At 73.8% G+C, this 26187-nt stretch carries 27 protein-coding genes; 19 read left to right on the forward strand and 8 right to left on the reverse strand.

The genetic code is table 11. From position 1 onward, the window contains the following. Positions 1–83 precede the first annotated feature (83 nt). Together C7Y72_RS11140 and sppA are read left to right on the forward strand one after the other, a co-directional pair. The gene (locus C7Y72_RS11140) at positions 84–665 is read left to right on the forward strand and encodes an RNA polymerase sigma factor (protein WP_107568798.1); all 582 of its coding nucleotides are present in this window, start codon (positions 84–86) and stop codon (positions 663–665) included. 34 nt (positions 666–699) lie between these two features. Further along, complete coding sequence (gene sppA, locus C7Y72_RS11145; protein WP_107568799.1) at positions 700–2412, forward strand: signal peptide peptidase SppA; 1713 nt, start codon at positions 700–702, stop codon at positions 2410–2412. 17 nt (positions 2413–2429) lie between these two features. Here sppA and C7Y72_RS11150 read toward each other — a convergent pair whose 3' ends face one another. After that, positions 2430–3068 (reverse strand): TetR/AcrR family transcriptional regulator, encoded by a 639-nt coding sequence (locus C7Y72_RS11150; RefSeq protein WP_107568800.1) that lies wholly within the window; start codon positions 3066–3068, stop codon positions 2430–2432. A gap of 150 nt (positions 3069–3218) precedes the next feature. Next, positions 3219–3848, reverse strand: coding sequence for a TetR/AcrR family transcriptional regulator (locus C7Y72_RS11155; protein WP_233243808.1), 630 nt, complete (start codon positions 3846–3848; stop codon positions 3219–3221). Between the two features lie 137 nt (positions 3849–3985). On the opposite strand from C7Y72_RS11155, the gene C7Y72_RS11160 reads away from it, so the two are divergent. The 6 genes from C7Y72_RS11160 to C7Y72_RS11185 are packed head-to-tail and all read left to right on the forward strand — an operon-like array spanning position 3986 to position 9215. Further along, positions 3986–5668, forward strand: coding sequence for a phytoene desaturase family protein (locus C7Y72_RS11160; RefSeq protein WP_107568802.1), 1683 nt, complete (start codon positions 3986–3988; stop codon positions 5666–5668). Continuing rightward, a complete protein-coding gene (locus tag C7Y72_RS11165; RefSeq protein ID WP_199223921.1) occupies positions 5668–6486 on the forward strand; it encodes a hypothetical protein in 819 nt (272 codons plus the stop codon). Before C7Y72_RS11160 ends, C7Y72_RS11165 begins: the two co-directional genes overlap by 1 nt. Beyond that, a complete protein-coding gene (locus tag C7Y72_RS11170; RefSeq protein ID WP_107568803.1) occupies positions 6486–7658 on the forward strand; it encodes a hypothetical protein in 1173 nt (390 codons plus the stop codon). Before C7Y72_RS11165 ends, C7Y72_RS11170 begins: the two co-directional genes overlap by 1 nt. Then, entirely contained in the window at positions 7655–8383 is a 729-nt protein-coding gene (locus C7Y72_RS11175; protein WP_107568804.1) for a hypothetical protein, read from the forward strand. The genes C7Y72_RS11170 and C7Y72_RS11175 overlap by 4 nt, the downstream gene beginning before the upstream one ends. Further along, on the forward strand, positions 8380–8943 hold the full coding sequence (locus C7Y72_RS11180) for a cytochrome c oxidase subunit 3 (RefSeq protein WP_107568805.1): 564 nt from the start codon (positions 8380–8382) through the stop codon (positions 8941–8943). Before C7Y72_RS11175 ends, C7Y72_RS11180 begins: the two co-directional genes overlap by 4 nt. 2 nt (positions 8944–8945) lie before the next feature. After that, positions 8946–9215: a cytochrome C oxidase subunit IV family protein gene (locus C7Y72_RS11185; RefSeq protein ID WP_199223922.1), complete on the forward strand. Its 270-nt coding sequence runs from the start codon at positions 8946–8948 to the stop codon at positions 9213–9215. 24 nt (positions 9216–9239) lie between these two features. Here C7Y72_RS11185 and C7Y72_RS11190 read toward each other — a convergent pair whose 3' ends face one another. Genes C7Y72_RS11190 through C7Y72_RS11200 form a run of 3 tightly spaced genes read right to left on the reverse strand, consistent with a single transcriptional unit; the run spans position 9240 to position 11261 of the window. Next, on the reverse strand, positions 9240–9788 hold the full coding sequence (locus C7Y72_RS11190; RefSeq protein ID WP_158276802.1) for a GNAT family N-acetyltransferase: 549 nt from the start codon (positions 9786–9788) through the stop codon (positions 9240–9242). Between the two features lie 56 nt (positions 9789–9844). Beyond that, on the reverse strand, positions 9845–10300 hold the full coding sequence (locus tag C7Y72_RS11195; protein WP_107568808.1) for an SRPBCC family protein: 456 nt from the start codon (positions 10298–10300) through the stop codon (positions 9845–9847). Between the two features lie 49 nt (positions 10301–10349). Beyond that, positions 10350–11261 (reverse strand): NAD(P)H-binding protein, encoded by a 912-nt coding sequence (locus C7Y72_RS11200; RefSeq protein ID WP_107568809.1) that lies wholly within the window; start codon positions 11259–11261, stop codon positions 10350–10352. 63 nt (positions 11262–11324) lie between these two features. Between C7Y72_RS11200 and C7Y72_RS11205 the strand changes: the two genes are divergently transcribed. From C7Y72_RS11205 to C7Y72_RS23275, 10 genes are all read left to right on the forward strand, one after another. After that, entirely contained in the window at positions 11325–12407 is a 1083-nt protein-coding gene (locus tag C7Y72_RS11205; RefSeq protein WP_107568810.1) for an alpha-hydroxy acid oxidase, read from the forward strand. Positions 12408–12626: 219 nt separating this feature from the next. Next, positions 12627–12857, forward strand: a complete 231-nt coding sequence (locus C7Y72_RS11210; RefSeq protein ID WP_107568811.1) for a hypothetical protein — start codon at positions 12627–12629, stop codon at positions 12855–12857. A 41-nt stretch (positions 12858–12898) separates the two neighbouring features. Next, positions 12899–13696 carry an MBL fold metallo-hydrolase gene (locus C7Y72_RS11215; protein ID WP_158276803.1) on the forward strand — a complete coding sequence of 266 codons (798 nt, stop codon included), beginning with the start codon at positions 12899–12901 and terminating at the stop codon, positions 13694–13696. 118 nt (positions 13697–13814) lie between these two features. After that, on the forward strand, positions 13815–14327 hold the full coding sequence (locus tag C7Y72_RS11220) for an Hsp20/alpha crystallin family protein (protein ID WP_107568813.1): 513 nt from the start codon (positions 13815–13817) through the stop codon (positions 14325–14327). Further along, positions 14324–16741 carry an endopeptidase La gene (gene lon / locus C7Y72_RS11225; protein ID WP_107568814.1) on the forward strand — a complete coding sequence of 806 codons (2418 nt, stop codon included), beginning with the start codon at positions 14324–14326 and terminating at the stop codon, positions 16739–16741. Before C7Y72_RS11220 ends, lon begins: the two co-directional genes overlap by 4 nt. Continuing rightward, positions 16738–17589, forward strand: a complete 852-nt coding sequence (locus C7Y72_RS11230) for an SMP-30/gluconolactonase/LRE family protein (RefSeq protein ID WP_107568815.1) — start codon at positions 16738–16740, stop codon at positions 17587–17589. The genes lon and C7Y72_RS11230 overlap by 4 nt, the downstream gene beginning before the upstream one ends. Positions 17590–17643: 54 nt before the next feature. After that, a complete protein-coding gene (locus tag C7Y72_RS11235) occupies positions 17644–18159 on the forward strand; it encodes a hypothetical protein (protein WP_146175337.1) in 516 nt (171 codons plus the stop codon). Positions 18160–18237: 78 nt separating this feature from the next. Further along, the gene (locus C7Y72_RS11240) at positions 18238–18846 is read left to right on the forward strand and encodes a TetR/AcrR family transcriptional regulator (RefSeq protein ID WP_107568817.1); all 609 of its coding nucleotides are present in this window, start codon (positions 18238–18240) and stop codon (positions 18844–18846) included. A 139-nt stretch (positions 18847–18985) separates the two neighbouring features. After that, complete coding sequence (locus C7Y72_RS11245; protein ID WP_107568818.1) at positions 18986–21283, forward strand: MMPL family transporter; 2298 nt, start codon at positions 18986–18988, stop codon at positions 21281–21283. 32 nt (positions 21284–21315) lie between these two features. Beyond that, the gene (locus C7Y72_RS23275) at positions 21316–22293 is read left to right on the forward strand and encodes a class I SAM-dependent methyltransferase (RefSeq protein WP_158276804.1); all 978 of its coding nucleotides are present in this window, start codon (positions 21316–21318) and stop codon (positions 22291–22293) included. Here C7Y72_RS23275 and C7Y72_RS11255 read toward each other — a convergent pair. Together C7Y72_RS11255 and C7Y72_RS11260 are read right to left on the reverse strand one after the other, a co-directional pair. Beyond that, complete coding sequence (locus tag C7Y72_RS11255) at positions 22290–23087, reverse strand: alpha/beta hydrolase family protein (RefSeq protein ID WP_107568819.1); 798 nt, start codon at positions 23085–23087, stop codon at positions 22290–22292. The two genes, C7Y72_RS23275 and C7Y72_RS11255, sit on opposite strands and share 4 nt — an antisense overlap. 24 nt (positions 23088–23111) lie before the next feature. Next, positions 23112–24488 (reverse strand): glycine--tRNA ligase, encoded by a 1377-nt coding sequence (locus C7Y72_RS11260; protein WP_199223923.1) that lies wholly within the window; start codon positions 24486–24488, stop codon positions 23112–23114. A 109-nt stretch (positions 24489–24597) separates the two neighbouring features. Between C7Y72_RS11260 and C7Y72_RS11265 the strand changes: the two genes are divergently transcribed. Beyond that, a complete protein-coding gene (locus C7Y72_RS11265; protein ID WP_107568820.1) occupies positions 24598–24945 on the forward strand; it encodes an FmdB family zinc ribbon protein in 348 nt (115 codons plus the stop codon). Positions 24946–25017: 72 nt separating this feature from the next. Here C7Y72_RS11265 and C7Y72_RS11275 read toward each other — a convergent pair whose 3' ends face one another. Then, entirely contained in the window at positions 25018–26181 is a 1164-nt protein-coding gene (locus C7Y72_RS11275; protein ID WP_107568821.1) for an LCP family protein, read from the reverse strand. Positions 26182–26187: the final 6 nt, after the last annotated feature.

Below are 26187 nucleotides of genomic sequence, written 5' to 3' on the forward strand. Positions count from 1 at the left end.
CGAATAGCCGCAACGCCAGTATTTGTGCGCCAGGATATGGCGCTGCGGGTGCGTAAGCGACACCGTTCAGGCACGATCCCGCTATGCCGTTGCCCGAGGTTCCACCCCCGTCCGTCGACCACGACGTGCTGCTCGTGCGGCGGGCGCTCGACGGCGACGACGCCGCCTTCACCGCCCTTGTCACCCGACACCGCGCGCTCGTCGAGCGCGTCATTCGCCCGCTCGTCCCCCACGGCGTCTCCGACGTCGCCCAGACGACCTTCCTGAGCGCCTGGCTCGGCCTGCCGCGCTTCGACCCGGCCGCCGGGACGTTCGCCAACTGGGTCTGCGCGATCGCCCGCAACCGCGCGCTCGACGCGCTGCGCGCCGAGCGCCGTCACCGCGCGCTGCGCCCCGTCCCGCTGGAGGCCGTCCACGCGGACCTGCTCGTCGATCCCGCAGCGCGCCCGCACGCTATCGCCGAGCGGCACAGCGACGCGCGCGACCTCCGCGTCGCGCTGCGTGCGCTGGACGCCGACCAGCGCACCGTCATCGGCCTCTCCTACGTCGGTGGCCTGTCCCAGGGAGAGATCCAGCGCCACCTCGGCGTCCCACTCGGCACGGTCAAGGGGCGGACCCGCCGCGGCCTGGCGGTGCTTCGGCGCGAGCTCGCCGCGCACGCCTGAGCGCCCGGACCGCACGGTGTGACACCGTGCGGTGATGGATCCCCGCTCGCTCCCGCTGCTCCGCAAGCTCCCCGGTGGCGCCCCCGCGTCCCCGCTCGTCCTCGAGGTCGACCTCACCGGCGGGGTGCTCACGGAGGCGCCGGGCGATCCCCTCACCGCGCTGCGGCAGCGCAACACCCCGAACCTCGACGCGCTGCTGGGCGGCCTGCGGGAGGCAGCGGGCGACGACGCGGTCGTCGCCGTGGTCCTGCTCGGCGGCGAGGGCCTCACCGCCGCGCAGGCCGACGAGCTCGGCGCCGGGGTCGACGCGGTCCGCGCGGCCGGCAAGGCCACCTACGCGTACGCGAGCACCTACGGCGAGCTCGCGGCGGGCACCGTGCCGTACGCGCTGGCGGCGCGCTGCGAGCACGTCTGGCTGCAGCCCTCGGGCCAGATCGGGCTGACCGGCGTCAGCCTCGGGCTGACCCTCGTCCGCGGGGCACTGGAGAAGCTCGGCGTGGAGCCGCAGTTCGGGCAGCGCCACGAGTACAAGACCGCCGCCGACCTCTTCAGCGCGCGCGAGGTCAGCGAGCCGAGCCGCGAGATGGCCCAGCGGCTTGCAGCGTCGGTGATGGAGCGGCTGACCGGCCTGGTCGCCACCCACCGCGGCCTCGACGCCGAGACCGTCACGGCGCTCGTGGACCGCGCGCCCCTCTCGGCGGCGGAGGCGCTCGACGCCGGCCTCGTCGACCGGCTCGGCTTCCGCGACGAGCTCGACGCGGCGCTGCGGGACGCCCACGGCGAGCACGAGCTCCGCTACCTGCACCGCTACGTCCGCGGCCGCCCGGAGCGCACGCCGGTCGAGCAGCTGCGCCGCCGCGGCGCCCGGCAGATCGCCGTCGTGCCGGTCCACGGCGCGATCGTCGACGGGCGCGGCCGGCCCGGCGGACCGGGGCCCGGGTCCGGTCCGCGCGCCGGGGCCGATGCCGTGGTCCGCGCGCTGCGCAGCGCCGGCGAGAGCGACCGCGTCGCCGCGGTGGTCCTGCACGTCGACTCGCCCGGCGGGTCCTACATCGCCTCCGACGCGATCCGTCACGCGGTGCTGCAGCTGCGTGCCGCCGGTCGGCCGGTCGTCGCGTCGATGGGCAGCGTCGCGGCCTCCGGCGGCTACTTCGCCGCGATGCCGACCGCGCGGATCTTCGCGCTGCCGACGACGATCACCGGCTCGATCGGCGTGCTGGCCGGCAAGTTCGTCGTCGGCGGCCTCGTCGAGCGGCTCGGCATCGTGCGCGAGCTCGTCGACGTCGGCGCCAACGCCTCGATGTTCGCGCCCGACACGCCGTTCACCGACGCGCAGCGCGCACGCCTGGAGGCGTGGCTCGACGAGGTCTACGAGGACTTCACGCGCAAGGCGGCCGAGGACCGCGGAATGCCGTGGGACCAGCTCGAGCCCCTCGCCCGCGGCCGGGTCTGGACCGGCGCCGACGCACTCGAGCGCGGGCTCGTGGACGAGCTCGGCGGTCGCGGCGCGGCGATCGACCACGCCTGCGAGCTCGCCGGGGTCCGGCGCGCGGACGTCGACGTGGTCGGCTGGCCGCAGGTCCCGTTCCTGGAGCGGCTGAAGCCGGCGGAGTCCAGTCGCAGCGCGGTGTCCGCCCTCGTGCCCGGCGGGCTCGGCCTGCCGACGACCCCCGAGGACCTGCTCGCGCTCGTCGCGGGCACGCCCGCGGGCGTGCTGTCGCTGCCCGGGGACTGGCGCGTGCGCTGACCCTCCCCGCGGCCGGGTCAGTCGTGGAAGCCGGCATACAGCGTGCGCCACACGAGGTCGACCATCGCGTCGAGCAGCTTGTGCACCTCGCGCGCGGACGCGCTCGGGACCATCTGGTAGAGGCCGCGCTCGTGCATCCAGGTCAGCCAGAGGGCGGTCCGCTGCGCGTCGAGCTCGGCCGGGGCGCCGCCGGCCCGCTGCTGCAGCTGGATCTGCGCCTTCAGCCCGTCGACCGCCTGGCCCACCAGCGCGAGGTGCTGCTCGCGCACGCGCGGGTCGTAGGCGGCCGCCTCCGTGATCGCGCCGAGCAGCAGCTGGTGGCGGCGGTAGGTCTCGAACAGCGGCCGGATGGCCTCGCGCAGGTCGTCCTTCGTGGCGTCGACGGGGAACTCGAACCAGCCGGAGCCGGCCTCCGCGAGATCGCGGGTGACGTCCTGGGCCATCGCCCCGAGCAGGTCGCCCTTGTCGTCGAAGTAGACGTAGAACGTCGACCGCGAGATGTCGACCGCCTTGATCAGCCGCTCGACGCTGATGTCCGCGTAGGTCTCCCCGGCCTCCAGCAGCGGCTCGACGGCCTCGACGAAGTGGCGGGCCAGCAGCGTCCGCCGCTCGGCCCTGGGGGGCTGCTGGAGGGGGCGCGGGGAGCCGGCGGGCATCACGCCAGTCTACAAGTCGTCCGACCGGCGAACGGCGTGTCCGATCAGCGGCCGGAGTCGTCGCCGACGAGCGGCGCGAGCTCGGCCTCACCGGCGACTCGGTCGCCGACCTGCCGTCGTACATGCTGCCCGGCGACTGACGCCCCGGGGTCAGCTGCGGCTGGGGGCGCCCTCGTAGAGCGTGTACCAGACGATCGCGCTCTGGGCCTTGGCGAGCTTCGTGAGCTCGGCCTTCGTGGCGCCGGCGGCGAGCTGGTGGTGCCCGCGCTCGGTCATCCACGTCAGCCAGTCGGCCGTGCGCCGGGGGTCGAGATCGGGGCGGACCGACCCGGCCTTCTGGCCCTCGCGGATGTGCCGGGCGAGCTGGCTGCTGGCCAGGCCGACGATCTCGTGGAACGACGCGCGCACGTTGGGGTCGTAGGCCGCCGCGTCGACGAGGGCCTGCCACATCGAGTCGTGCGCGCGATAGACCTCCATGATCTGCCGCAGCGCCTGCTCGACGTCCTGGCGCGTCGCGTCCGGCGGCAGCTCCCACCAGGCGCTCGCGGTGTCGACGAGCTTGGCGACGACGTCCTCCGCGAGGGCGAGCAGGAGCGCGCCCTTGTCCTCGAAGTACACGTAGAAGGTGGAGCGCGAGATGCCGGCCGCGGTGATGAGCCGCTCGACGCTGATGTCGGTGTAGAGCTCGCCGGCGTCGAGCAGCTCCTCGACGACCTCGAGGAGGCCCGCGACGACCGCGGCGCGACGGGCGCTGCGGCGTTTGGAGGGGTTGCGGGTCACGGACGGCACGGTGGTCCGAGGCAGTCTACGAGGCGCGGCGTCACGGATCGAACATCCCGTTTGCACGCCAATCGAACACTGTGTACGATCGGCCTGTCCGGCGCTGGTCACGGCGCGATCGCAGAGGAGGAGCCGCAATGACCGAGACCGTCGACGTCATCGTGGTGGGGGCGGGCCACAACGGCCTGATCTCCGCCGCGTACCTCGCCAAGGCCGGGCTGAAGGTCAAGGTCGTCGAGGCCTACCCGACGCCGGGGGGGATGACCTCCACGACCGAGGTCGAGGAGATGCCCGGCTACAAGGTCAACGACGCCTCGATCCAGCCGTCGCTCTTCCGGACGACCACGATCATGAAGGACCTCCAGCTCGAGGAGCGGTACGGGCTGAAGATGAAGGTGATCGACCCGGTCCACCTGCAGCTCAACTACGACGGCTCGTCGCTGGGCCTGTGGCGCGACGCGCAGAAGACCGCCGACGAGCTCGCGCACTGGTCCCGCAAGGACGCCCGCGAGCTGCTCGAGCTCTACCGCGTCGTGCACGCGGCGGTCGAGATCGGCGTGCCGATGATGCAGACCAACCCGGTGCGGCCGGACATCAAGCAGATCCTCAAGGCGACGAAGGCGACGCTCAAGCACCGCGGCGAGCTGCTGGCGATCGGCCGCTGGATGCGCTGCACCCAGATCGAGGCGCTCGAGGACTCCTTCGAGAGCGACCCGATCAAGGCCTGCCTGCTCATCGGGCTGCCGTTCATGTCCTACGACTCCGACCTCTCCGGCTGGTCGATGATCTACATGGGGATCATCACCAAGTACGGGGTCGCGATGTTCGAGGGCGGCACCGGCGAGCTGCCGGCGGCGCTGATCCGGCTGATCGAGGACCACGGCGGGAGCGTGCAGTGCGGCACGCCCGTCGAGGAGCTCGTCGTGCGCGGCGGCCGCGTCGTCGGCGTGCGGACCGACGACGGCGAGGAGCTCTACGCCCGCCGCGGGGTGCTCACCGCCTTCAGCCCGAAGAAGGTCCTGCGCGACCTGCTGCCCGCGGGCACGCTGCCCCCGGCGCTCGAGCGTCGCGTCCGGCACATCCCGACCCGCTCGCGCGGGTTCGCCGACATGAAGCTCGACGTCCTCTGCCGCGGCCGGATCCGCATGGACCGGATCGAGAAGTGGCGCGGCGACGGGCTGGACTGCCGGCTGCCCGCCAACGGCTACCACGCCTACGAGGAGGTCGTCGCCGCACAGGCCGCGTGCAAGCGCGGCGAGGTGCCCGCGCACGTGCCGGGCCTCATGCAGATCTCCACGGCGCTGCCCTCCAACCGCCACTTCGCCCCGGAGGGCCACGACGTCGCCTGGTTCTGGTCGGGCCTGACGCCCAGCGACCCCAAGGTCGGGTGGGACGCCGCCCGCGAGGAGATCGCCCGGACGGTCATCAGCCAGAGCGACCACTTCTACGAGGGGATCGAGGAGCTCGACGTCTACCACCGCGTGCGCCTCCTGCCCGACATCGAGGAGCGGCACTTCGCGCTGGACGGCAGCGTCTACCACGTCGACCCGCTGATCACCCGTTTCGGGCCGCTGAAGCCCGCCGCCGGGTTCGCGGGCTACTCGACGCCCGTCCCCGGCCTCTTCCTCACGGGCTCGGGGACCCACCCGGTCGCCGGGATCAGCGGGATGCCCGGCCAGAACGCGGCGCGCACGATGCTGAAGCTCTTCCGCCGCGAGGACAAGAAGGGCACCGCCGCGCACGCGGTCGAGGAGGCCCGTCACTGGGACCGCGTCGTCGAGGCCGACGAGTCCGGTGCGCTGCAGGAGTCGGTGCGCTGATGGCCCCCGTCGTCAGCCCGGCGCTCGACAGCGCCGTCGACGAGACCGGCCAGCTGATCTCGGTCGTCCTGACGTTCGCGCTCGCCGCGGTCGCGGCGGTGTACGTCGCGCGCGTGGTGCGCCAGGAGCGCGCGCCGTGGCCGCTCGTCCTGCTCGCCGCCGGCACGCTCACCTGCCTGCTCGAGCCGCTCTTCGACCACCTCTACGGCCTGTGGTTCCCGACCCAGGGCCAGTGGACGCTGTTCACCGCCTACGGGGTGAGCGAGCCGGTCTGGCTCGTCCCCGCGTACTTCGCGATCTACGGCGGCGGCGCGGTCGTCGTCATGCGCTCGCTGCGCGCCACGCCCACCCGCGCGCAGATCTGGAAGCTCTACTGGGCGTTCGTCGGCGTCGCGATGGTCGCCGAGATCGGCTACGTCCAGCTCATGGGCGTCTACGAGTACCAGGACGACCAGCCGTGGAAGGTCCTGGGCTACCCGCTGTTCCTCGGGTTCGTGAACTCGATGAGCGCGCTGATCGCGGGCATCCTCGCCTGGAGGCTCGTGCCGCTGCTGCGCACGCCCGGACAGCAGCTCGGCCTCGTCGTCCTGACGCCGCTGGCGTTCGCGACCGAGGCGTTCGGCTCCGGCGTCCTGTACCTCGCGCTGCGTCACGGCAGCGAGGACCCGAACATGGTCCTCCTGCACGTCGCGGCGCTGACCGTCCCGCTGGGCACGGCGGCGACCGTGAAGCTCCTCACCCTGCTGATCCCGGAGGAGGCGCCCGGCGAGGTGCCGCCGGTCGTCGTGGTCCGCGAGCGGACGCCGGCGGGGGTCTGATGGCGCTCGCCGCGCAGATGGCGCGCGTGGTCGGCGCGCTCGCCGTCGAGAAGGTCCGCCCGCCTGCGGCCCCGACGACCCTCGCGGACGTCCCGGCCTCGGTGGACCACCTCACCACGGGCTGGCTCACCGCCGCGCTGTGCGACGGCGTGCCCGGAGCGCACGTGACCTCGTTCGCGCTCGGCGAGGGATCGGACGGGACGAGCAGCCGGCGCGCGCTGCGCGTCGCCTACGACGCGGCCGGCACCGCGGCCGGCCTCCCGACCGACCTGTACACGAAGTCGACGCCGAGCCTCTCGTCGCGGCTGCTGCTCGGCATCAGCGGTGCCGCGGACGCCGAGGCCGCCTTCTACCGCGACCTGCGCCCGCTGCTGCCGCAGGTCGGCGCGCCCCACGGCTACGCGGGCCGCTACGACCCGCGGACCGGGCGGTCGATGATCGTGATGGAGGACATCGCCACGACGCGCGGCGCGACCTTCGGCAACGCCGCGATCCACGTCGACCGGCCGGCGGCCGAGTCGATGGTCCGCGAGATGGCCGCCTACCACGGCGCGATGTGGGACGACCCGCGGCTGCGGACCGTCTGGCCCGGCCTGAAGGACGCGCATACCTGGCAGGTCGACTTCGACCGCGCGATCCAGTGGGGCCGCGGCGCCGCCTACGGGATGCGGCGTGCGCAGGACATCATCCCCGACGCCCTCATGGCCCACCGCCGCGACATCTGGGACCTCACGATGCGGTCGCTGCGGCTCGCCGTCGACGGCCCGCACACCCTGCTGCACCAGGACACGCACCCCGCCAACTGGTTCCGGCTCCCCGACGGCACCCTGCACCTCTACGACTGGCAGGGCATCGCGCGTGGCAGCTGGGCGATCGACGTCGCCTACGCGCTCGGCGCCGCCCTGGAGGTCGAGGACCGCCGGGCCTGGGAGCGCGACCTGCTCGCCCTCTACCTCGAGGAGCTGGCCGCGGCGGGCGGCGCCCGGCTCGGCTTCGACGAGGCGTGGCTGGCCTGGCGACGCCAGATGTTCCACGGCTTCGTCTTCTGGACCTACACGATCGGCGTGCAGCGGATCGCGCCCGAGCTGCAGCCCGACGCGCACTGCCGCCTGATCATCGGGCGGATCGCCCAGGCGATGATCGACCTCGACTCCGTGGGGAGCCTGCGATGACCTCCACCCGTGTCCAGCTGTGGTGCGCCTGGAGCGGCCCGGCGTTCATCGTCCTGTTCTTCAGCGGCATGCTCGTCGCGTCGCTGCTGCCGCCGCCCGAGCCCGACTGGACCGCGCAGCGGACCGCCGAGTTCTGGCGCAGCGACCCGGACCTCAAGCGCCTGGGCCTGTCGCTGATGATGGCCTCGACGACGTTCCTCGCCCCGTTCGGCGTCGCGATCTTCCTGCAGCTGCGACGGATCCCCGGCGCGATCGCACCGGCCTACACCGCGCTCGCCGGGGCCGCCGTCGGCATGGTCGCGGTCGTCGTGCCGACGATCATGATGCTGTCGATCGCGCTGCGCCCCGAACGCGACCCGGAGATCACGCAGGCCCTGACCGACCTGGCGTTCATCCCGTTCGTCGTCAACTGGCCGCCCGCGCTCGTCCAGGCCCTCGGGCTCGGCGTCGGGGTGCTCATGGACCGCCGCCGCGAGGATCCGGTGCTGCCGCGCTGGCTCGGCTACTACGCCCTGTGGACCGGCTTCCTGTTCCTGCCCGGAACGCTGCTCGTCTTCTTCCTCGACGGCGTGTGGGCGTGGAACGGCATCCTCAGCTTCTGGCTCGTCGCGGTGCTGTTCGGGATGTTCCAGCTCGTCGTGTTCGTCCAGGTCCGCGCGGCGATCCTGCGGGCCGCAGCGACGCCGACGCCCGCGGAGCCCGCGCCCGAGGCGGTGCCCGCATGAGGGCCGAGCGACGGATGCCCGGCGAGGCCGGGATCTGGCTGTTCATCCTCGGCGACATGGTCGTGTTCGCGGTCGTCTTCGGCGTGCTCGTCCACAGCCGCGGGCAGGACCCGGCCGCCTACGAGCTCGGGCAAGGCCAGCTCCACATCGGGCTCGGGATCGTCAACACCGTGCTGCTGCTGACGAGCTCGCTGCTCGTCGCGGCCGGGGTCCGGGCCTCGCGCGGCCCCGACGCGCGGCAGGCGCGGCCGTTCTTCCTCGGCGCGATCGGCTGCGCGCTGGCCTTCGCCGCGCTCAAGGCGGTCGAGTACACCGACCTGGCGTCGAGCGGGCACGGCCCGGCGACCAGCGAGTTCTCGCAGCTGTTCTTCACCTTCACGGGCCTGCACCTGCTGCACGTGGCGATCGGTCTCGCGGTCCTCGGCGGCGTGGTGCGCCTGGTCCGCCGTCCGGCGCTCGACGAGCACGACGCGATGATGCTCGAGACCGGCGCCAGCTACTGGCACATGGTCGACCTGCTGTGGATCGTCCTGTTCGCCCTCCTCTACCTGCTGGGATGACGATGAGCTGCGCGATCACCCGTCCGCTCGCGATCGTCTGGGTCGTGCTCGTCGCCTCGACCGCCGTGTCGTGGCTCGTCGGGGACGACCACGGGTTCGGGAGCGGGGACGCCGCGGCGTTCACCGTCATCGCGATCGCGTTCGCGAAGGTCTGGCTCGTCGGCCTGCACTTCATGGAGCTGCGCCACGCGCCGCCGCGGCTGAGGCGGCTGTTCGAGGCGTGGGTCGTCGTCGTGCCGGTGGTGCTCGCCGCGATGTACGCGGCGGGCTGAGCGGCGGGCGGCCCCGCGACAGCGTCAGGCGCGGGCGGAGCCGGCCGCCGGGCCGACCACCCGCGGCGAGGCCTCGGCGGCCCAGCGCATCGCGCTGAGCTCGCGGCCCGAGCAGAGCTCGTCGACCGGGATCGTCACGACGATCGTGTCGTCGACGTCGCAGACGCGCCCGCCCTGGAGCGTGTGGTCCTCGATCTCCTGCAGCAGCTTCGGCGACCGCGCGACGCGCAGCTCGAGCTTCTTGACGCCCGCCTTGTGCGCCTCGCGGCGCAGTCCGCCGAGCAGCGCGGTGCCCAGGCCGCGGTTCTCGTACTCCTTGGCGACGACGACGGCCATGTCCGCGCGCGGCGCGGTCGTCGTCGGGCGGACCCAGTGGGCGTACCCGACCACGCGCTCGTCGACCACCGCCACGACGCCGCGGTGGGTGAAGTCGCAGCGGCACAGCCGCGGCGATCCCTCCTGCGGGATCGCGGGGTCGGCGGACCGCTCCTCCAGACGGGCGAGCAGCTGGACGACCTGGTCGAGGTCCTCCTCGGTGACCCGGCGGATGACGTGCGACTGAAGACTCGTCATGCCCATACCGGGAGGTGTACAGCACCGGCGCGTCGGACGCGCCGCGGGGCGGCGCGTCAGCGCTCGAGCAGCGCCTTCAGCGCGTCGAGCGAGGCGAGCGCCTCGCGCTCCGGCACGCCGCCGACGAGCGCGCGGCTGGCGACCGAGCCGAGCGGTCCGAGCGGGGCCTTGAAGTCGTTGCGGTAGTCGAAGCGGGTCGCCGCGCCGCCGTCGATCGGCGTCAGCACGTACTCGGTCTCCGCGTGCGAGCGGGCCGGGCCGCGCCCGTGCCACTCGGCGCGGGCCGCGTCCTCGCAGGCGACGAGCTCCCACTTCACGGTGAACGGAGCGCCGCGCAGCACGAGCACCTGCTCCATCGTCGCGCCGGTGCGCGGCGGGACCGCGTCGTGGCCCTTCAGCTTCTTGTGGATCGAGACCCAGTCGGCGAGCCGCTCCGGGTCCATCACCACGTCCCAGACCGCCCGGGGCGGGGCCGGGAGATCGATCGAGACGCGGACCTCGCTGCTGCTCATGCGCTCGATCCTCGCAGGACGGGGCGCCCGGCGCGGACCGGGCGGCCGGTCAGCGCGCCGCGAGGGCCTCGACGGCCTCCCACTCGCGCAGCGCGCGCTCGACGGCCGCGTCGAAGCCGTGCAGCGGCACGTCGAACAGCTCCTGCGCGCGCTCGTCGCGGGGCAGCAGGGTGCTGTCGAGGCTCTCCATCAGCGGCTGGATCAGGCCGACGTCCTCGCCGGCGATCGCGGCGGCGACGGGGGCCGCGATCGGGGTCAGCGAGAACGGCAGGTGCAGCGCCGGACGCGCGACCATCATGAGGTCGCGGATGCGCTCGATCATCCCCCCGTAGGTGAGCGTGTCGGGGCCCGGGATGTCGAGCGACAGCGGCCCGGTGACCGCGTCGCTGGTGCCCGCCTCGCGCAGGTAGGCGAGGACGTCGCGCTCGTCGATCGGCCGCGTGCGGCCCGAGTGCCAGGCCGGCAGCGGCAGCAGCGGGGAGCGCTCCACCAGCCGCACGAGGAAGCGGAACGAGCGGCTGCCGCGGCCGATCACGAGGCTCGCGCGGAACGCGACCGACTCCGGGGCCGCCTCCAGCAGGATCTCCTCGACCGCGACGCGGCTGGCCAGGTGCCGGGAGGCCTCCTTGCCCTCGGGCACCGGGCCGCCCATGTAGACGATGCGCCGCACCCCGGCCCGCCGGGCCGCGTCCGCGAAGTTCTCGGCGCTGCGCCGCTCCAGGGCGTCGAAGTCGGCGCTGCCGCCCTCCATCGAGTGCACGAGGTAGTAGGCGACCTCGATCCCGTCGAGCGCGGCGTCGAGCCCCTCGCCGGTCACCACGTCGCCCTGCACGATCGGGATGTCGTGACGGACCTTGGCGGGGGTCCGCGCGAACGCGCGCACGTCGTGGTCGTCCTGCTGCAGGACGGGGACGAGCACGTCGCCGAGGTAGCCGGAGGCGCCGGTGACGAGGGTCTGCATACCTCCACGGTACGGGCGGGACGGCCGCGGGGACCTTCCGGCCCGGCCCGTAGGGTGGCCCGCATGCTGCTCCTGCGCGAGCTCGAGGACCGGACGCGCGCCCGCGTCCCGGCGGCCGTCTACGACTACTACGCGGGGGCCGCGGGCGACGAGCGGACGGTCGCCGAGAACGCCGAGGCCTGGCAGCACGTCTGGCTGCGCCCGCGGGCGCTCGTGGACGTCGGCGCGGTCGACCCGTCGGTCGAGCTGCTCGGCACGCGCCTGCGCGCGCCGGTCCTGCTCGCCCCGGTCGCCGCGCAGCGCCTGCTGCACCCCGACGGCGAGCTGGCGAGCGCCCGGGCCGCCGCGGCCGCGGGCAGCCTCTACTGCCTCTCGACCCGCGCGACGGCGGACCTCGCGGAGGTCGCGCAGGCCGCCGACGCGGCCGGGCCGTCGGCCCGCTGGTTCCAGCTCTACGTGCAGCCCGACCGGGAGCGCACCGTGGCGGTGCTGCGCCGCGTCGCCGCCCACGGCTACTCGCGCGTCGTCGTCACGGTCGACGTGGCGGTGCCCGGACGCCGCGAGCGCGAGCTCGCGCACGGTCCGGTCCCGCTGCCCGAGGGCGTGACGATGACCACGCACCTGGACGGCGACGACGGCCCGACGGCCAAGCCGATGGTCGGCGGCTGGGACGCACGGCTGCGCTGGGAGGACCTCGCCTGGATCCGCGAGGCGTCGGGGCTCGGCGTCGTCGTCAAGGGCGTGCTCGACCCCGCCGACGCGCTGCTGGCGATCGAGCACGGGGCCGACGCCGTCGTCGTGTCCAACCACGGGGGTCGCCAGCTCGACGGCGCGATCCCGACGGCGGTCGCGCTGCGCGAGGTCGCGGCCGCGGTCGGCGGGCGCATCCCCGTCCTCGTCGACGGCGGCGTGCGCTGCGGCGCCGACGTCGTGCGGGCGCTCGCGCTCGGCGCCGACGCGGTGCTCGTCGGGCGGCCGTACGTCTGGGGGCTCGCCGCGGGCGGGCCGGGCGGTCGGGGCGGTCAGGCGGGGGTCGCCGAGGTGCTCGAGGCGCTGATCGACGACACCGCCCGGGCGCTCGCCCTCGTGGGGGCGACGCGGTGCGCCGACCTCGGGCCGGGCCACGTGCACCTGCGGGGCTGGTGAGCCGCCGCGGTTTTCTGCGGAGAGAGCGGGATCTTCGTCGGCGAGGGGAGAGAAACCCCAGGATCTGCCGCCTATTCGTCGAAGGGTCCGGGAAAACCCGGCATTTGCGGGATCCGTTTTCGGGAACCCTGCTCCTAGCGGAAAACCGTCGTTGCACGGCCTCGCCACGCGTGGTTCCATGCCGCCTCCACACGACGACCGGGGAGGTCTGGGCGGCACATGAAGAAGGGTCGGACGACAGCGAAGAACGTGTCCTGCGAGGACTGCTTCTTCAAGAACAACCTGCTGTGCGCGCTGTCGTGCGACGAGCCGTGTGCCACGTTCCGCCCCGACTCGCCGGAGGGCCTGCGGCCCCCGCGGCAGATGCGGTTCCACTTCCGCTCGCAGGAGCGCACGCACGCCTCGTGGGCGTTCCCCACGGCGCAGGAGCAGGCCGCGCTGCACGCCTGAGCGGCCGTCCCGTTAGGCTCCTCGACGGAGAGGAGGCGCCGGTGCGGATCACCGTGTTGGGCAAGTCGCCGTCGTGGCAGGACGCCGACGGAGCGTGCAGTGGGTACCTGGTCGAGGAGGGCGACACCGCCCTCCTGCTGGACTGCGGCAACGGGGTCTTCTCGAAGCTGCGCCGCTACCGCGACTACGTCGCGCTCGACGCGGTCGTGATCAGCCACCTGCACGCCGACCACTTCCTCGACCTCGTGCCGTTCAGCTACTCGCTGACGTACGCGCCCCGGCAGCAGCCCGTCCCGGTCGACCGCTGGCCGGGCACGGACACCCCGTCGCGCCCGAGGCTCTACGCGCCCGACGGCGCCACCGAGACGTTCCGCCGGGTCGTCGGCGCGTGGGGGAACGACGACCTGATCGAGAACGCGTTCGACCTCGTCGAGTACGAGCCCGCCGACGAGCTCGAGGTCGGGCCGCTGCGCGTGCGCTTCCACCCGGTGCCGCACTACCTGCCGACCTGCGCGATCGACGTGCGCTCCACGGTCCCCGGCTCCGGCCGCTTCACCTACGGCGCCGACTGCGCGCCCAACGACGCGCTGATCGAGTTCGCCGACGGCACCGACCTGCTGATGGTCGAGGCAACGCTGCCGCGGCCCGAGCGCGGCGGCCTGCGCGGCCACCTCACCCCGCAGGAGGCGGCCGAGCACGGCGCGAAGGCGAACGTCGGCCGGCTCGTGCTCACGCACATCTCCGACGAGCTCGACGTCCTCTGGGCCCGGGGCGAGGCCGAGAAGGCGTTCGGCGGGCCGGTCTCGGTCGCGCGCGAGGGCGCCGTCTACACCGTCTGACCCGGCCCGGCGCGACCGCCGTGCGAACACCGCGCCGGGTGCGGGGGTACGTCCGGCGGTCACGCCGGTCGCCGCCGCGTCGGCGGTCCCGCGGGCAGCGCCGGGCTACGATCGGCCCATGCGACCCGACCGGGACCTCTTCGCGAACTTCGAGCGCATGCGCCGCGAGATGGACGAGCTGTTCGGCGACGTCATCGGCGGGGTGAGCCCGCGCCGGCGCGGCGGCTTCACCCCCGCCGTCGACGTGTTCTACGAGACGCCCGGCGGCGGCGAGCCGTCCCGCGCCGTCGTGCACGCCGAGCTCGCCGGCATCGACATCGAGGAGATCGGCCTCGAGATCCAGGGTCGCGAGCTCGTGCTCGCCGGGCACCGGCGTCCCGCCGACAGCCCCGACCGCGTCTACCAGCAGCTCGAGATCGACTTCGGCCCGTTCCGGCGCGTCATCCCGCTGGGAGCCGACGTCGTCGCCGACGCCGCCCGCGCCACCTACAAGGACGGCATCCTGCGCGTCGAGCTGCCGCTCGTGCGGCCGGTCAAGCGGACCGTGAAGATCGAGACCGAGACGACGATCGAGGTGCTCGAGCACGACGAGGACGACGACCTCCCGCCGCTCCCCGGGGGCCGCGCATGATCGAGATCGCCACGGACCCGGCGCACCAGGACGTCACGGTCGGCGTGTCGGCGCGCGACCTCCCCGACCGGCTGCCGGTGCTGCCGCTGCGCGAGACGGTGCCGCTGCCGGACTCGCTGACACCGCTGGCGATCGGCCAGGAGCGCAGCGTCCAGCTCGTCAACGACGTGCTCGCCGGAGACCGGACGCTCGTCATGGTCGCCAGCCGCAAGCCCGAGCTCGACACGCCCGGTCCCGAGGACCTCTACGAGGTGGGCGTCGTCGGCCAGGTCGCGCGGATGCTCAAGGTGCCCGACGGCACGCTGCGGATCCTCGTGCAGGGCCAGCAGCGCGTCCGCATCGACGAGTGGGTCCGCGAGACCCCGTACCTCGTCGGGGCGATCAGCCCGCTGCCGGACCAGGTCGAGGAGACCCCCCAGCTCACGGCGCTCACCCGCAACGTCCAGGAGACGTTCAACACGATCGTCGAGGAGGTCCCGTACCTCCCGGAGGAGCTGCAGCTCGCGGTCGCCAACATCGAGGACCCGAGCGCGCTGACGCACCTGATCACCGGGTCGCTGCGGCTGAAGACCGAGGAGAAGCAGGAGCTGCTCGAGGAGCCCGACGTCGCCAAGCGGCTGCGGCGCCTGTCCGAGATCCTCGCCCGCGAGCTCGAGGTCATCTCGATCGGGTCGGAGATCCAGTCGCAGGTGCAGTCCGAGCTCGACAAGAACCAGCGCGAGTACGTGCTGCGCCAGCAGCTCGAGGCGATCCGCAAGGAGCTCGGCGAGTTCGACGAGTCGGCCGCGGAGGCCGGGCAGCTGCGTGAGCGGCTCGCCGCGCTGACGCTCCCCGACGACGTGCGCAAGCAGGCCGAGCGGGAGCTGAAGCGCCTCGAGGCGCTGCCCCCGCAGGCGGCCGAACACGGCGTCATCCGCACCTACCTGGAGTGGATCGCCGAGCTGCCGTGGGACACCTCCACCGAGGACAACCTCGACCTCGTCCACGCGCGCGAGATCCTCGACGCCGACCACTACGACATCGAGCAGGTCAAGGACCGCATCCTCGAGTTCCTCGCGGTGCGCAAGCTCATGGGGGACAAGGCGGCGACGAACCCCAGCGGCTCGATCATCTGCTTCGTCGGCCCGCCCGGCGTCGGCAAGACCTCGCTGGGTCGGTCGATCGCCCGCGCGCTCGGGCGGTCGTTCCAGCGCGTCAGTGCCGGCGGCATGCGCGACGAGTCCGAGATCCGCGGCCACCGGCGCACGTACATCGGCGCGATGCCCGGCACGATCATCCGCTCGGTCCGCGACGCGGGGTCCAACAACCCGCTGCTGATGATCGACGAGATCGACAAGATGGGCTCGGACTGGCGGGGCGATCCGTCCAGCGCGATGCTCGAGGTCCTCGACCCCGAGCAGAACGCCTCGTTCCGCGACCACTACCTCGACGTGCCGTTCGACCTCTCGAAGGTCATGTTCATCACGACGGCCAACACGCTGGACACGATCCCGGGGCCGCTGCGCGACCGCATGGAGGTCATCCAGCTCGCCGGCTACACCGAGGACGAGAAGCTCCAGATCGCCAAGCGCTACCTCGTCCCGCGCCAGATCGAGCGCAACGGCCTGAAGAAGTCGTGGATCGCGATCAGCGACGCGGCGCTGCGTGCGGTGATCGCCGACTACACGCGCGAGGCCGGCGTCCGCAACCTCGAGCGCGAGATCGGCACGATCTGCCGCAAGGTCGCGCGGCAGATCGCGGAGGCCGACGGGGACGGCAAGGTCAAGAAGGTCAGCGTCGGCGAGGACCGCGCCCGCGAGCTGCTCGGCCGCCAGCGGTTCTTCAGCGAGCAGCAGCGCCGCACCCGCGTGCCGGGCGTGGCGACCGGGCTCGCCTGGACGCCGGTCGGCGGCGACGTGCTGTTCGTCGAGTGGCGGGCGATGGAGGGCAGCGGCAAGCTCGTCATCACCGGGCAGCTCGGCGACGTCATGCGCGAGAGCGCGCAGGCGGCGCTCAGCCACGTCCGCGGTCGCCGCGCGGAGCTCGCGCCCGACCTCGCCGACGACTGGTTCGCCACCCACGACCTGCACGTCCACGTCCCCGCGGGCGCGATCCCCAAGGACGGACCGAGCGCCGGCATCACGATGGCGACCGCGCTCGTGTCGCTGCTCACCGGCCGGCCGGTCCGCGACGACGTCGCGATGACCGGCGAGGTCACCCTGACCGGGCAGGTGCTGCCGATCGGCGGCCTGAAGGAGAAGGCGCTCGCCGCGCAGCGCCACGGCGTGAGGACCGTCGTCGCGCCGCTGCGCAACGAGGCGGACACCGAGGAGATCGCCGAGCACCTGCGCAAGCAGCTGGACTTCCGCTTCGTCGGCGAGCTCGACGAGGTGCTGGAGATCGCGCTCGAGCCCGCGAAGGCGACCCGGCGGTGAGCGATCCGTTCGGCCTCGAGCCGCTGGCCTCGGGCGGCTACGGCCTGACCGAGGCGCCCCGCATCGGCCGCGACGGCACCGTCTGGTTCAGCGACGTCACCGGGGGCGGCGTCCACCGCATCGCCCCGGGCGGCGAGGAGGTCGAGGTGGTGCTCGAGCGCCGCCGCGGGATCGGCGGCCTCGTGCTGCACCGTGACGGGATCGTCGTCAGCGGCCGGGACCTGCTGCAGATCCGCGCGGACGGCAGCCAGCACGTGCTGTTCGCCCCCGACGAGGAGCTCGGGATCACCGGCTTCAACGACCTCCACGTCGACCGGAACGGCTGGCTCCTGGCCGGGGCGCTGCGGTTCCGCCCGATGGCGGGAGAGGAGCCGCAGGCCGGCCGGCTCGTCGTCATCGGGCCGCGGTTCGTCGCGGCCGCGGTCGAGGACGGCCTGACCTGGCCCAACGGCATCGGCCTGGCGCCGGACGGGCGCACCGCGTACGTCTGCGACCACCAGCACCACCGGGTGCTCGCCACCGCGGTCGACCGGGACGGGGCGCTGCACCACGAGGTCCGCACGTTCGCCCAGGCGCCCGAGGGGCACGGGGTCGACGGCCTCGCGGTCGACGCCGAGGGCGGGATCTGGGTCGCCACCGCCCACGGCGGCGGGCTCGTGCGCTTCGCGCCCGACGGGACCGTCGACCGGGTCGTCGAGGGCCTCGCCCCGTTCGTCGCCAGCCTGGCGTTCGGCGGGCCCGACGGGCGCGACGTCGTGGTCTGCGCGGTCCGCGGCGAGGAGGGCGGCGCGGTCCTGCGCGGGCGCAGTGACGTGCCCGGGCTGCCGACGCCGCCGTGCCTCGTGTGAGGACACGGGGGCCTGGGTATGCTCGGAGCCCCGACCCAGAATCGACGGAGGACCATGGCTTCGAAGAGAAAGGCCGCCAAGCAGGCGGCGAAGGCAGCGCCGGTGACGGTCGCCGAGGCCGTCGAGGCCGTGAAGGACAACGCCTACGTGCAGCGCGTCGCCACCGACGACGAGCTGCGCGACAACGCCCGGGTCGCCTTCGAGGCCGCCCGTGACGCGTACGACCGCGTCAGCAAGGCGAAGAAGGGCAAGGTCACGAAGACCCTCACCGGCGACAAGCAGCTGCACCACTCCCTCCAGGAGGCGGCGGCGGCGCTCAAGGACGTCGGCAGCGCGCTGAAGGAGCCCGCGCCGGTCCAGAAGGGCAAGGCGAAGGTCGCCAAGGCGAAGAAGCAGGGTGGCGGCGGGCGCAAGCTCGTGGTCCTGCTCGTCGGCGCCGGCCTCGCGCTCGCGCTCTCCAGCGACCTGCGCGACAAGGTGCTCGACCTGCTGTTCGGCGCCGAGGAGGAGTTCGACTACACCTCCTCGACCGCGCCGTCCACGCCCGCGCCGTCGCCCGCCGCGGCGTAGCGCCGGCCGACACGACCGACTCGTCCGACGGGCGCCCTCCGGGGCGCCCGTCCTCGTGTGGGCCTAGGCTTGTCGGTGATGCCGACGCCCGCCACGCCCCGAGCCATCGACGGAGAGAAGGCGCAGCGCATCGTCGAGGCCATGCGGCGCAGCGTGGCCCAGCGCGGCGTCGCCGGGTCGACGTTCGACCACGTCGCGGGGGAGGCGGGGGTCAGCCGCGGGCTGCTGCACTACTACTTCGGCACCAAGGAGGCGCTCCTCGCCGAGGTGGTGCGGCGCGAGTGCGACCTGCGGATGACGTTGCTCGAGGCGCAGCTCCAGGGCGCGGGGAGCCCGGACGACTTCGTCGAGCTCCTGCGGCTGACGCTGCAGCAGCTCCACGACGAGGACCCGGACTTCGTGGCGCTGCTGTTCGAGCTGTTCACGATGGCCCGCCGCAACGACGAGCTGGCCGAGGGCTTCCGCGCGGTGCTGCAGCGCACGCGCGAGCACGTCGCCGCCGTGCTGCAGGCCAAGCACGACGAGGGCGTCCTGACGATCCACGCGCCGGCGGAGGCGATCGTGGACGTGATCTTCGCGGTCGGCGACGGGCTGGCGCTGCGGATGCTGTCCGAGCCCGAGCGGGACTTCGGGGCGTCGATCGGCGCGGCCGCGCAGGCCGTCCGGTCGCTCATCGCGGCACCCTGATCCCGACGGACCCGCATCCTGTGTGATGCGTCTCACACGGGTGCGATCCCGGAGGCGGCACAGTCCCGCGCAGTCCTGACTGGCCAGCCAGCCAGGACGCTGCTCCGCTCCTCAGCGCACCCTCGGAAGGACGACCGCCATGCAGGCCTTCATGCTCCGCCTCGACGCCGCCGTCCACCGGCACCGGCGCGCGGTCCTCGCGCTCTGGGCGATCGCGCTGGTCGCCGCCGTCCCGTTCGCGCTGCGGCAGTCCGAGAACCTCACCGGCGGCGGCTTCGCCGTCCCGGGCTCGCAGTCCCGCGCCGTCGAGGAGGCGCTCGCCCGCGACCTGCCGCAGGCCGGCCACGCCACGCTCGCCGCGGTCCTCGCGCCGCAGCCCGGCGCCACCCGCGCGCAGGGCCGCGCCGCGCTGGACCGCGTCGACCGCGCCGCCGCCACCGTCGCGGACGTCTCGCTCGCCCCGGCCGCGCGCGCCGCCGCGCTACGCCGCATCGACGCCGCCCCCGGCCGGCCGCTGCTCGTCCCCCTGGCGGCGACCGTCGACGACCTCGAGTCCTCCGACGTCGCCGCCGACCTCCGCGACGAGCTCGGCCTCGCCGACGAGCGCGCGGGGGAGCCCGTCCGCGTCGGCCTCGTCGGTCAGGGCGCCCTCTGGGCCGGACTGCAGGACGTCTCCAAGGAGGGCCTCGAGAAGGCCGAGGCCACCGGCTTCCCGATCGTCCTGCTGATCCTGCTCGTCGTCTTCGGCTCGCTCGCCGCCGCGACGCTGCCGCTCGCGCTCGGCGTGTTCAGCGTGCTCATCACCGGTGGCCTGATCTACGGGATCTCGCTGCAGCTCCAGATGAGCGTGTTCGTCACGAACATGGCCTCGATGATCGGCATCGGCGTCGCCGTCGACTACTCGCTGTTCGTCCTCGCGCGCTACCGCGAGGAGGTCCGCGGCGGCGCGACGCCCGAGGCCGCGCGCACCACCGCGATGGCCACCTCCGGGATCGCGGTGCTGTTCTCCGGCCTGACCGTGATCGTCTCGCTGGCCGGCCTCTACATGGTCGACACGACCGCGATCCGCTCGATGGCCCTCGGGGCGATCCTCGTCGTCGCCGTCTCGATGCTCGCCTCGGCGACGCTGCTCCCCGCGCTCATCGGCGCGCTCGGCCGCCGCGCCTACGCGCGTGGCCGCCTGTTCACCGCCGCCCCGCTCGTGCTGCGCTCGTGGCGGCGCCGGGCGCCCGGCTCCACGCACCCCGACGCGCCGGCCCCGGTCCCGTTCTGGGAGCGCTGGACCGCGCGCGTGACCCGGCGGCCCGTGCTGTCGCTCGTCGCCGCCACCGGCGTGCTGCTCGCTCTCGCGGTCCCGGCGCTCTCGCTGCAGACCGGCAACGGCGCGCTGCGCCAGTTCCCCGACGGCGACCCGACGCGGGCGGCGTTCGAGGTCGCCGCGTCGCTCTCGAGCCCGGGGGCGAGCGCCCCGGTCCGCGTGCTCACCCGGTTCGAGCAGGGCACCGCCCGCGACCCGCAGAACGCCGCGCTCGTGCGCCGCGCCGCCGCGACGCTGCGCGAGGACCCGCGCGTCGCCGCCGTCGCCGACCCGCTCCCCACCCGCGACGGGCGCGGCGTGCTGCTCGTCGCCACCCCGCGGGCCGACGGGGAGTCCGAGACCACCAAGGGGCTCGTCGAGGACCTCCGGCGCGAGCTGCCCGCCGTCGCCCGGACCGCGGACGTGCAGGTCGGCGGGACCACCGCGGCGCTCGTGGACTTCCGCGACGAGGTCTCCTCGTCGATGTGGAAGGTCGTCCTCTTCGTCCTCGGGCTCAGCTACCTCGTGCTGATGGTGCTGCTGCGCTCGGTGCTGCTGCCGCTGAAGGCGGTGATCGCCAACCTGCTCAGCGTCGGTGCCGCGTACGGCGTCCTCGTCGCGGTCTTCCAGTGGGGCTGGGTCGACGGGTTCCTCGGCTTCCAGAGCCCGGGGTACATCGACACGATCACGCCGCCGCTGATCCTCGCGGTCGTCTTCGGCCTCTCGATGGACTACGAGGTGTTCCTGCTCAGCCGCATCCGCGAGCGCTTCGACGCCACCGGGGACACCCGCCGCGCGGTCGCCGAGGGCATCGCCACCAGCGCCCGGACGATCACCAGCGCGGCGCTGATCATGGTCGCCGTGTTCCTCGTGTTCGTCGGCACCGGCGTCCCCTCGATCAAGCAGCTCGGCCTCGGCAACGCGGTCGCCATCGCGGTCGACGCGACGCTCGTGCGGCTCGTGCTCGTGCCCGCCGTCATGGAGCTGCTCGGCCGCTGGAGCTGGTGGCTGCCGCGGCCGCTGGACCGGCTGCTGCCCGCCGTCGACATGGAGCAGCTGCACGTCCCGGCCGAGGCGCAGACCCCGCTCGGGGCGCGGCGCGTGGACGAGGAGGACCGCGAGCCCGCCGGGGTCGCGTAGCTGCGCCGCCGCGCGCAGGTAGCGTTCGGCGGGTGCCTCCGTCCGCCGCGCTCGTCGACCGCTACGCCAGCCTGCTCGCGGCGCCCGACGCCCCGCCCCAGTGGCAGGCGTCCGCGCCCGCGGCGGGGTCGCTGCTGCGGCTGGCCGACGACCTGCTGGGGCTCGGGCCGTGGCGCGAGCCGCCGGCCGTGGCGCTCGACGCGGGTTGCGGCGACGGCTCGCCGCTCCTGGGGCTCGTGCTGCTCGGCGTCGGGGCCGGGATCGGCGTCGACCTCGATCCGCAGCGCGTCGGCCACGGTCGCGCGGGCGTCGCGAGCCTGCCGTCCGAGCTGGCCGCGCGGATCGACCTGCAGGTCGGGGACGTCGGCGCGCTGCCCGTGGCCGACGGGTCGGTCGACCTGCTGCTGTCGCTGGAGGGCGTCGGCGTCTACCTCGACCTCGACGCGTTCCTGCGCGAGGCCGCGCGCGTCGTGCGCCCGGGCGGGGCGGTGGTGATCTCCGAGCTGAACAACGCGCGCAACCCGCGACTGCGGCAGAGCACCCACGACCTGTGGGAGGCCTACGAGCAGGGCCCGGTGCCCGTGGACCTGCACGGGCACCGGATCGAGACGAGCTACCGCGACCGTCGGGCCGCGCTCGTCGCCGAGCTGCTCCCCGACGCCGACCCGGCGACCGTCGACCGCCTCGCCGCGGCGACCACCGGCCTGCAGGCCGACGCGATCCGGGCGGCGTGCGCCGCCCACGCGGCCGACGGCACGGTGCCCCCGGGCGCCTACCGGCGCGGCACGATGCCGATCGCCCCCGACGGCATGGTCGTCGAGCGGCCGGTCGACCCGCTGCAGCTCGTCGCCCGGCTCGGGGAGCTCGGGTTCGCCGCGCGTGCCCGCGGCTACTGGGGTGGCGCCGGCGGCGGGCGCGCCGTGCGGACCGCGAACGCGGTGCTCGCCGCGGGCGGACGGCTGACCCTCGGGCGCGCCCCGAGCTTCCGCGTCGTCGGCGTGCGTCGCTAGACCGTCGCGCGCAGCCGGTCGAGCCGCTCGCCCGCGGCACGCCAGGCGGCGTGGCCGGGGTCGATCACCTCGCGGTGCCCGCCGGTGGCGGGCTCGAGCAGCTCGACGTCCGCCCCGGCCGCGCGAGCCGCGGTGACGTACTCGCGGGAGCGCGCGACCGGCACGGTCGCGTCGGCGACCGGGTGCACGATCGTCACCGGCACCCCGAGCGGGAGCCGGCGCATCGGGTCGGCCTGGGCGAAGTGGTCGGGCACGTCCTGCACCGTCCCGCCGAGCACCGCGGCCGCAGGGGCGCCCGCGCGGACCATGTCGGTCACGGGCGAGAGCGCGACGACGTGCGCGACCGTCAGCGCCGGGTCGGCGCCGACCGCCCCGACCGGCAGCCCGGCCCGCCCGCCGATCCACAGCGCGAGCTGGCCGCCGGCGCTGTGCCCCACCACGACGACCCGCGAGAGATCCAGGCGCTCGTCCGCGAGCCGGGTCAGGTGGTCGACCATCGCGGCGACGTCGGTGAACGTCGTCGGCCAGCCGCCGCGGCCGCCCCGCCCGATCCGGCCGTACTCGATGTTCCAGGTCGCCCAGCCGCGCCGGCGCAGGTCCGCGCACAGCGGCCGCATGATGAGGCTCCCGTACTGGGTGCGCCAGTAGCCGCCGTGAACGACGATCGCCACCGGGTGCGGTCCGGGACCGGTCGGCACGAGCAGCTCGGCCCGCCCGTCCTTGTGGTCGGCGACGCGGCGGCGCTGCGGGTGCTGCAGCAGCGCGTGGCGGACGACCTGCGTGGTGATCGACACGACGGGCCCGGTCGGCGCGGCGGCTCAGCCGAGCTTCGGCGTCGTCCACGGCGCCGCGAGCCGGCCCGCCAGCAGCGCCGGGAGGTCGTCGATGGCGACGCGCTCCTGCTCCAGCGAGTCGCGGTCGCGCAGCGTGACGGTGCGGTCCTCGAGCGTCTGGTGGTCGACGGTGACGCACCAGGGGGTGCCGATCTCGTCCTGACGGCGGTAGCGCTTGCCGATCGAGCCGCCCTCGTCGTACTCGGCCTGCATCTGGCCGCGGAGCGTGGTGAAGATCTCGCGGGCGAGCTCGGGCTGGCCGTCCTTCTTCACCAGCGGGCAGACCGCGACCTTCACGGGCGCCAGGCGCGGATGGAGCTTCAGGACGGTGCGCACGTCGCCCTCGGCGACCTCCTCCTCCTCGTAGGCGTCGACGAGGAACGCGAGCGTCGCGCGGTCGGCGCCGGCCGCCGGCTCGATCACGTGCGGGACGTAGCGCTCCTTGGTCTGCGGGTCGAAGTACTCGAGCTTCTCGCCGGAGTGCGAGGCGTGCTGGGTGAGGTCGAAGCTGCCGCGGTTGGCGATGCCCTCGAGCTCCTTCCAGCCGATCGGGAAAAAGTACTCGACGTCCGCGGTGCCGGAGGAGTAGTGGGAGAGCTCGTCGGCGTCGTGGTCGCGCATCCGCAGGTGGTCGGGGCGGATGCCGAGCTTCACGTACCAGTCGAACCGTGCGTCGCGCCACTCCTGGTAGAAGCGATCGACCTCGTCCGGCGGGCAGAAGAACTCCATCTCCATCTGCTCGAACTCGCGCGTGCGGAAGATGAAGTTGCCGGGGGTGATCTCGTTGCGGAACGACTTGCCGACCTGGGCGATGCCGAACGGCGGCTTCTTGCGCGCGAACTGCAGGACGTTCTTGAAGTTGATGAAGATGCCCTGCGCGGTCTCGGGCCGCAGGTAGGCGACCGAGCCCGAGTCCTTGACCGGGCCGACCGTCGTCTCGAACATGAGGTTGAAGTCGCGCGCCTCGGTGAGGTCGCACTCGCCGCCCTCGCCGGGCAGCTTCGACGGCTTGCGCGGGCACGCCAGCGACGCGTCGCGCTCCTCGATGTGGTCGGCGCGGAAGCGGCCCTTGCAGACGCGGCAGTCGACCATCGGGTCGCTGAAGCCCGCGAGGTGGCCGCTGGCCTCCCACACCTTGGGGTGCTGAAGGATCGCGCTGTCGAGCGCCACGACGTCGTCGCGCTCCTGCAGCATCGCGCGCCACCACTCGTTCTTGACGTTGGTCTTCAGCAGGACGCCGTAGTGGCCGTAGTCGTAGGTCGAGCCGACGCCGCCGTAGATCTCCGAGGAGGCGAAGATGAAGCCGCGGCGCTTGCACAGCGCCACGATCTTGTCCATGGTCACGACGTCCTCGGCGGGCATGACCGCAGGGTATTCGCCGCGCGTCGCCGTCGTCGCCCGCCGTCGGCTGGCACTCTCGGGTCGAGAGTGCCAGTAACCGCCGGCCGGGCGTGACATACTTCCTCTCGATATGCCGATCTACGAGTACCGCCGCCCCGACGGGTCCACGTTCGAGGTGATCCAGAAGTTCAGCGACGACGCGCTGACCAAGGATCCGGAGACCGGCGTCCCCGTCGAGCGCGTCCTCCACGCGCCGGCCATCCACTTCAAGGGCAAGGGCTTCCACAACACCGACTACGGCACGCGGCGCCGCAACCGCGAGCTGGAGAAGTCGGCGGAGAAGGGGGCCGACGACCACACGGGCAAGATGCAGGACAAGCGCGAGGCGAAGGCCAAGGAGTCCAAGCCCGCCGCCGAGAAGAAGTCCTCGTCGTCGTCCTCGAAGTCCGAGGGCAAGAAGAAGCCGAAGGCCGCGTAGCGCGCCGCGCGCGACACGCACCGTCCGTCGAGGGGCTCCGGGTGACCGGGGCCCCTCGTCGTCCGCGGCGGCTCAGCCGCCGAGGAACCGCTCGACGGCGCGGCGCTTGGCCTCGTCGTTGACGACGAGGCCGGCGCCCCCGTCGGGCAGCGTCTCGGCACCGGTGGGCTTCAGGATCCGGGTGGGCGGCGAGCCGCCGGCGACCGTCGCGGCCGCGAAGCCCATCAGCGTCGGACCGCTCATGTCGGTCACCAGCGCGCTCGGGGCCTTCCACGCGATCCACGGCAGCCGCACGAACCCGGTCGGGGAGAGGACGCGGGAGCGCATCGCCTGCGTGATCTTCTGCTGGCGCGACGCGCGCGTGAGGTCCGACTCCTTGGGGTTGCAGTCGTTCTTGCGCGTCCGCGCCAGCGCGAGGGCCTGCTTGCCGTCGATCGTCGTCTTGCCGGCCCGCAGCCGCAGCGTGTAGCCGCCGTTGCGGAAGCCGCCGTTGATGCGGCTGACGACGCAGCCGCCGCGGTAGACGACGCCGCCCATGGCGTCGATGAGCTCCGGGAAGTTCTCGAAGCTCACCTCGATCACGTGGTTGACCTCGATCCCGAGGAACGACTCGATCGTCTCCGCCATCTTCCCGGCGCCGCCGATCGCGTAGGCCGCGTTGATCTTCTGGCGCCCTGCGCCGGGGATGTCGACGACGGTGTCGCGCGGGATGCTCAGCCGCGCGGCCTTCCCGCCGCCGAAGCGCATCAGGACGATCGAGTCCGCGCGCGACGGGCCGCTCGTGGAGCCGCCGGGCTCCTTCGTGTCGGCGCTGCGCTTGTCCGAGCCGAGCACGAGCACGTTCGTGGCCCCGAACGGCGGCACGCCCCCGCCACCGAGGACCGCGTTGGCGCCGTCGTCGACGCCACCGCCGTGGATGGTGGCGCTGACGACGAACAGCACGACCGACAAGGCCACCCACGCGACCGCGGCGAGCAGCAGCCGCCAGGCGATCCGTCCGGGGGAGAGGCGCCGTCCGCCGCGGCGGCGGCGTCCGGGCAGGCCGGGCAGCCCGCGACGCGGCCCGTCCGGCGCCGGGCCCGGCTCGCCGCTGCGCACGGCGGGTCCTGGGTCGAGCCGGTCGAGGAACCGCGGGCGGGCGCGGAACACCGGGTAGTCGGGCGGGCCCTGCTGCGGGTCGCGCGGGCGGGGATCTCTCGGCGTGCGCTGCCGGGGGCGGTCGTGGGGATCGTCCATCCGCGG

Origin of the sequence: Paraconexibacter algicola (assembly GCF_003044185.1) — a bacterium.
Lineage (GTDB): Bacteria > Actinomycetota > Thermoleophilia > Solirubrobacterales > Solirubrobacteraceae > Paraconexibacter > Paraconexibacter algicola.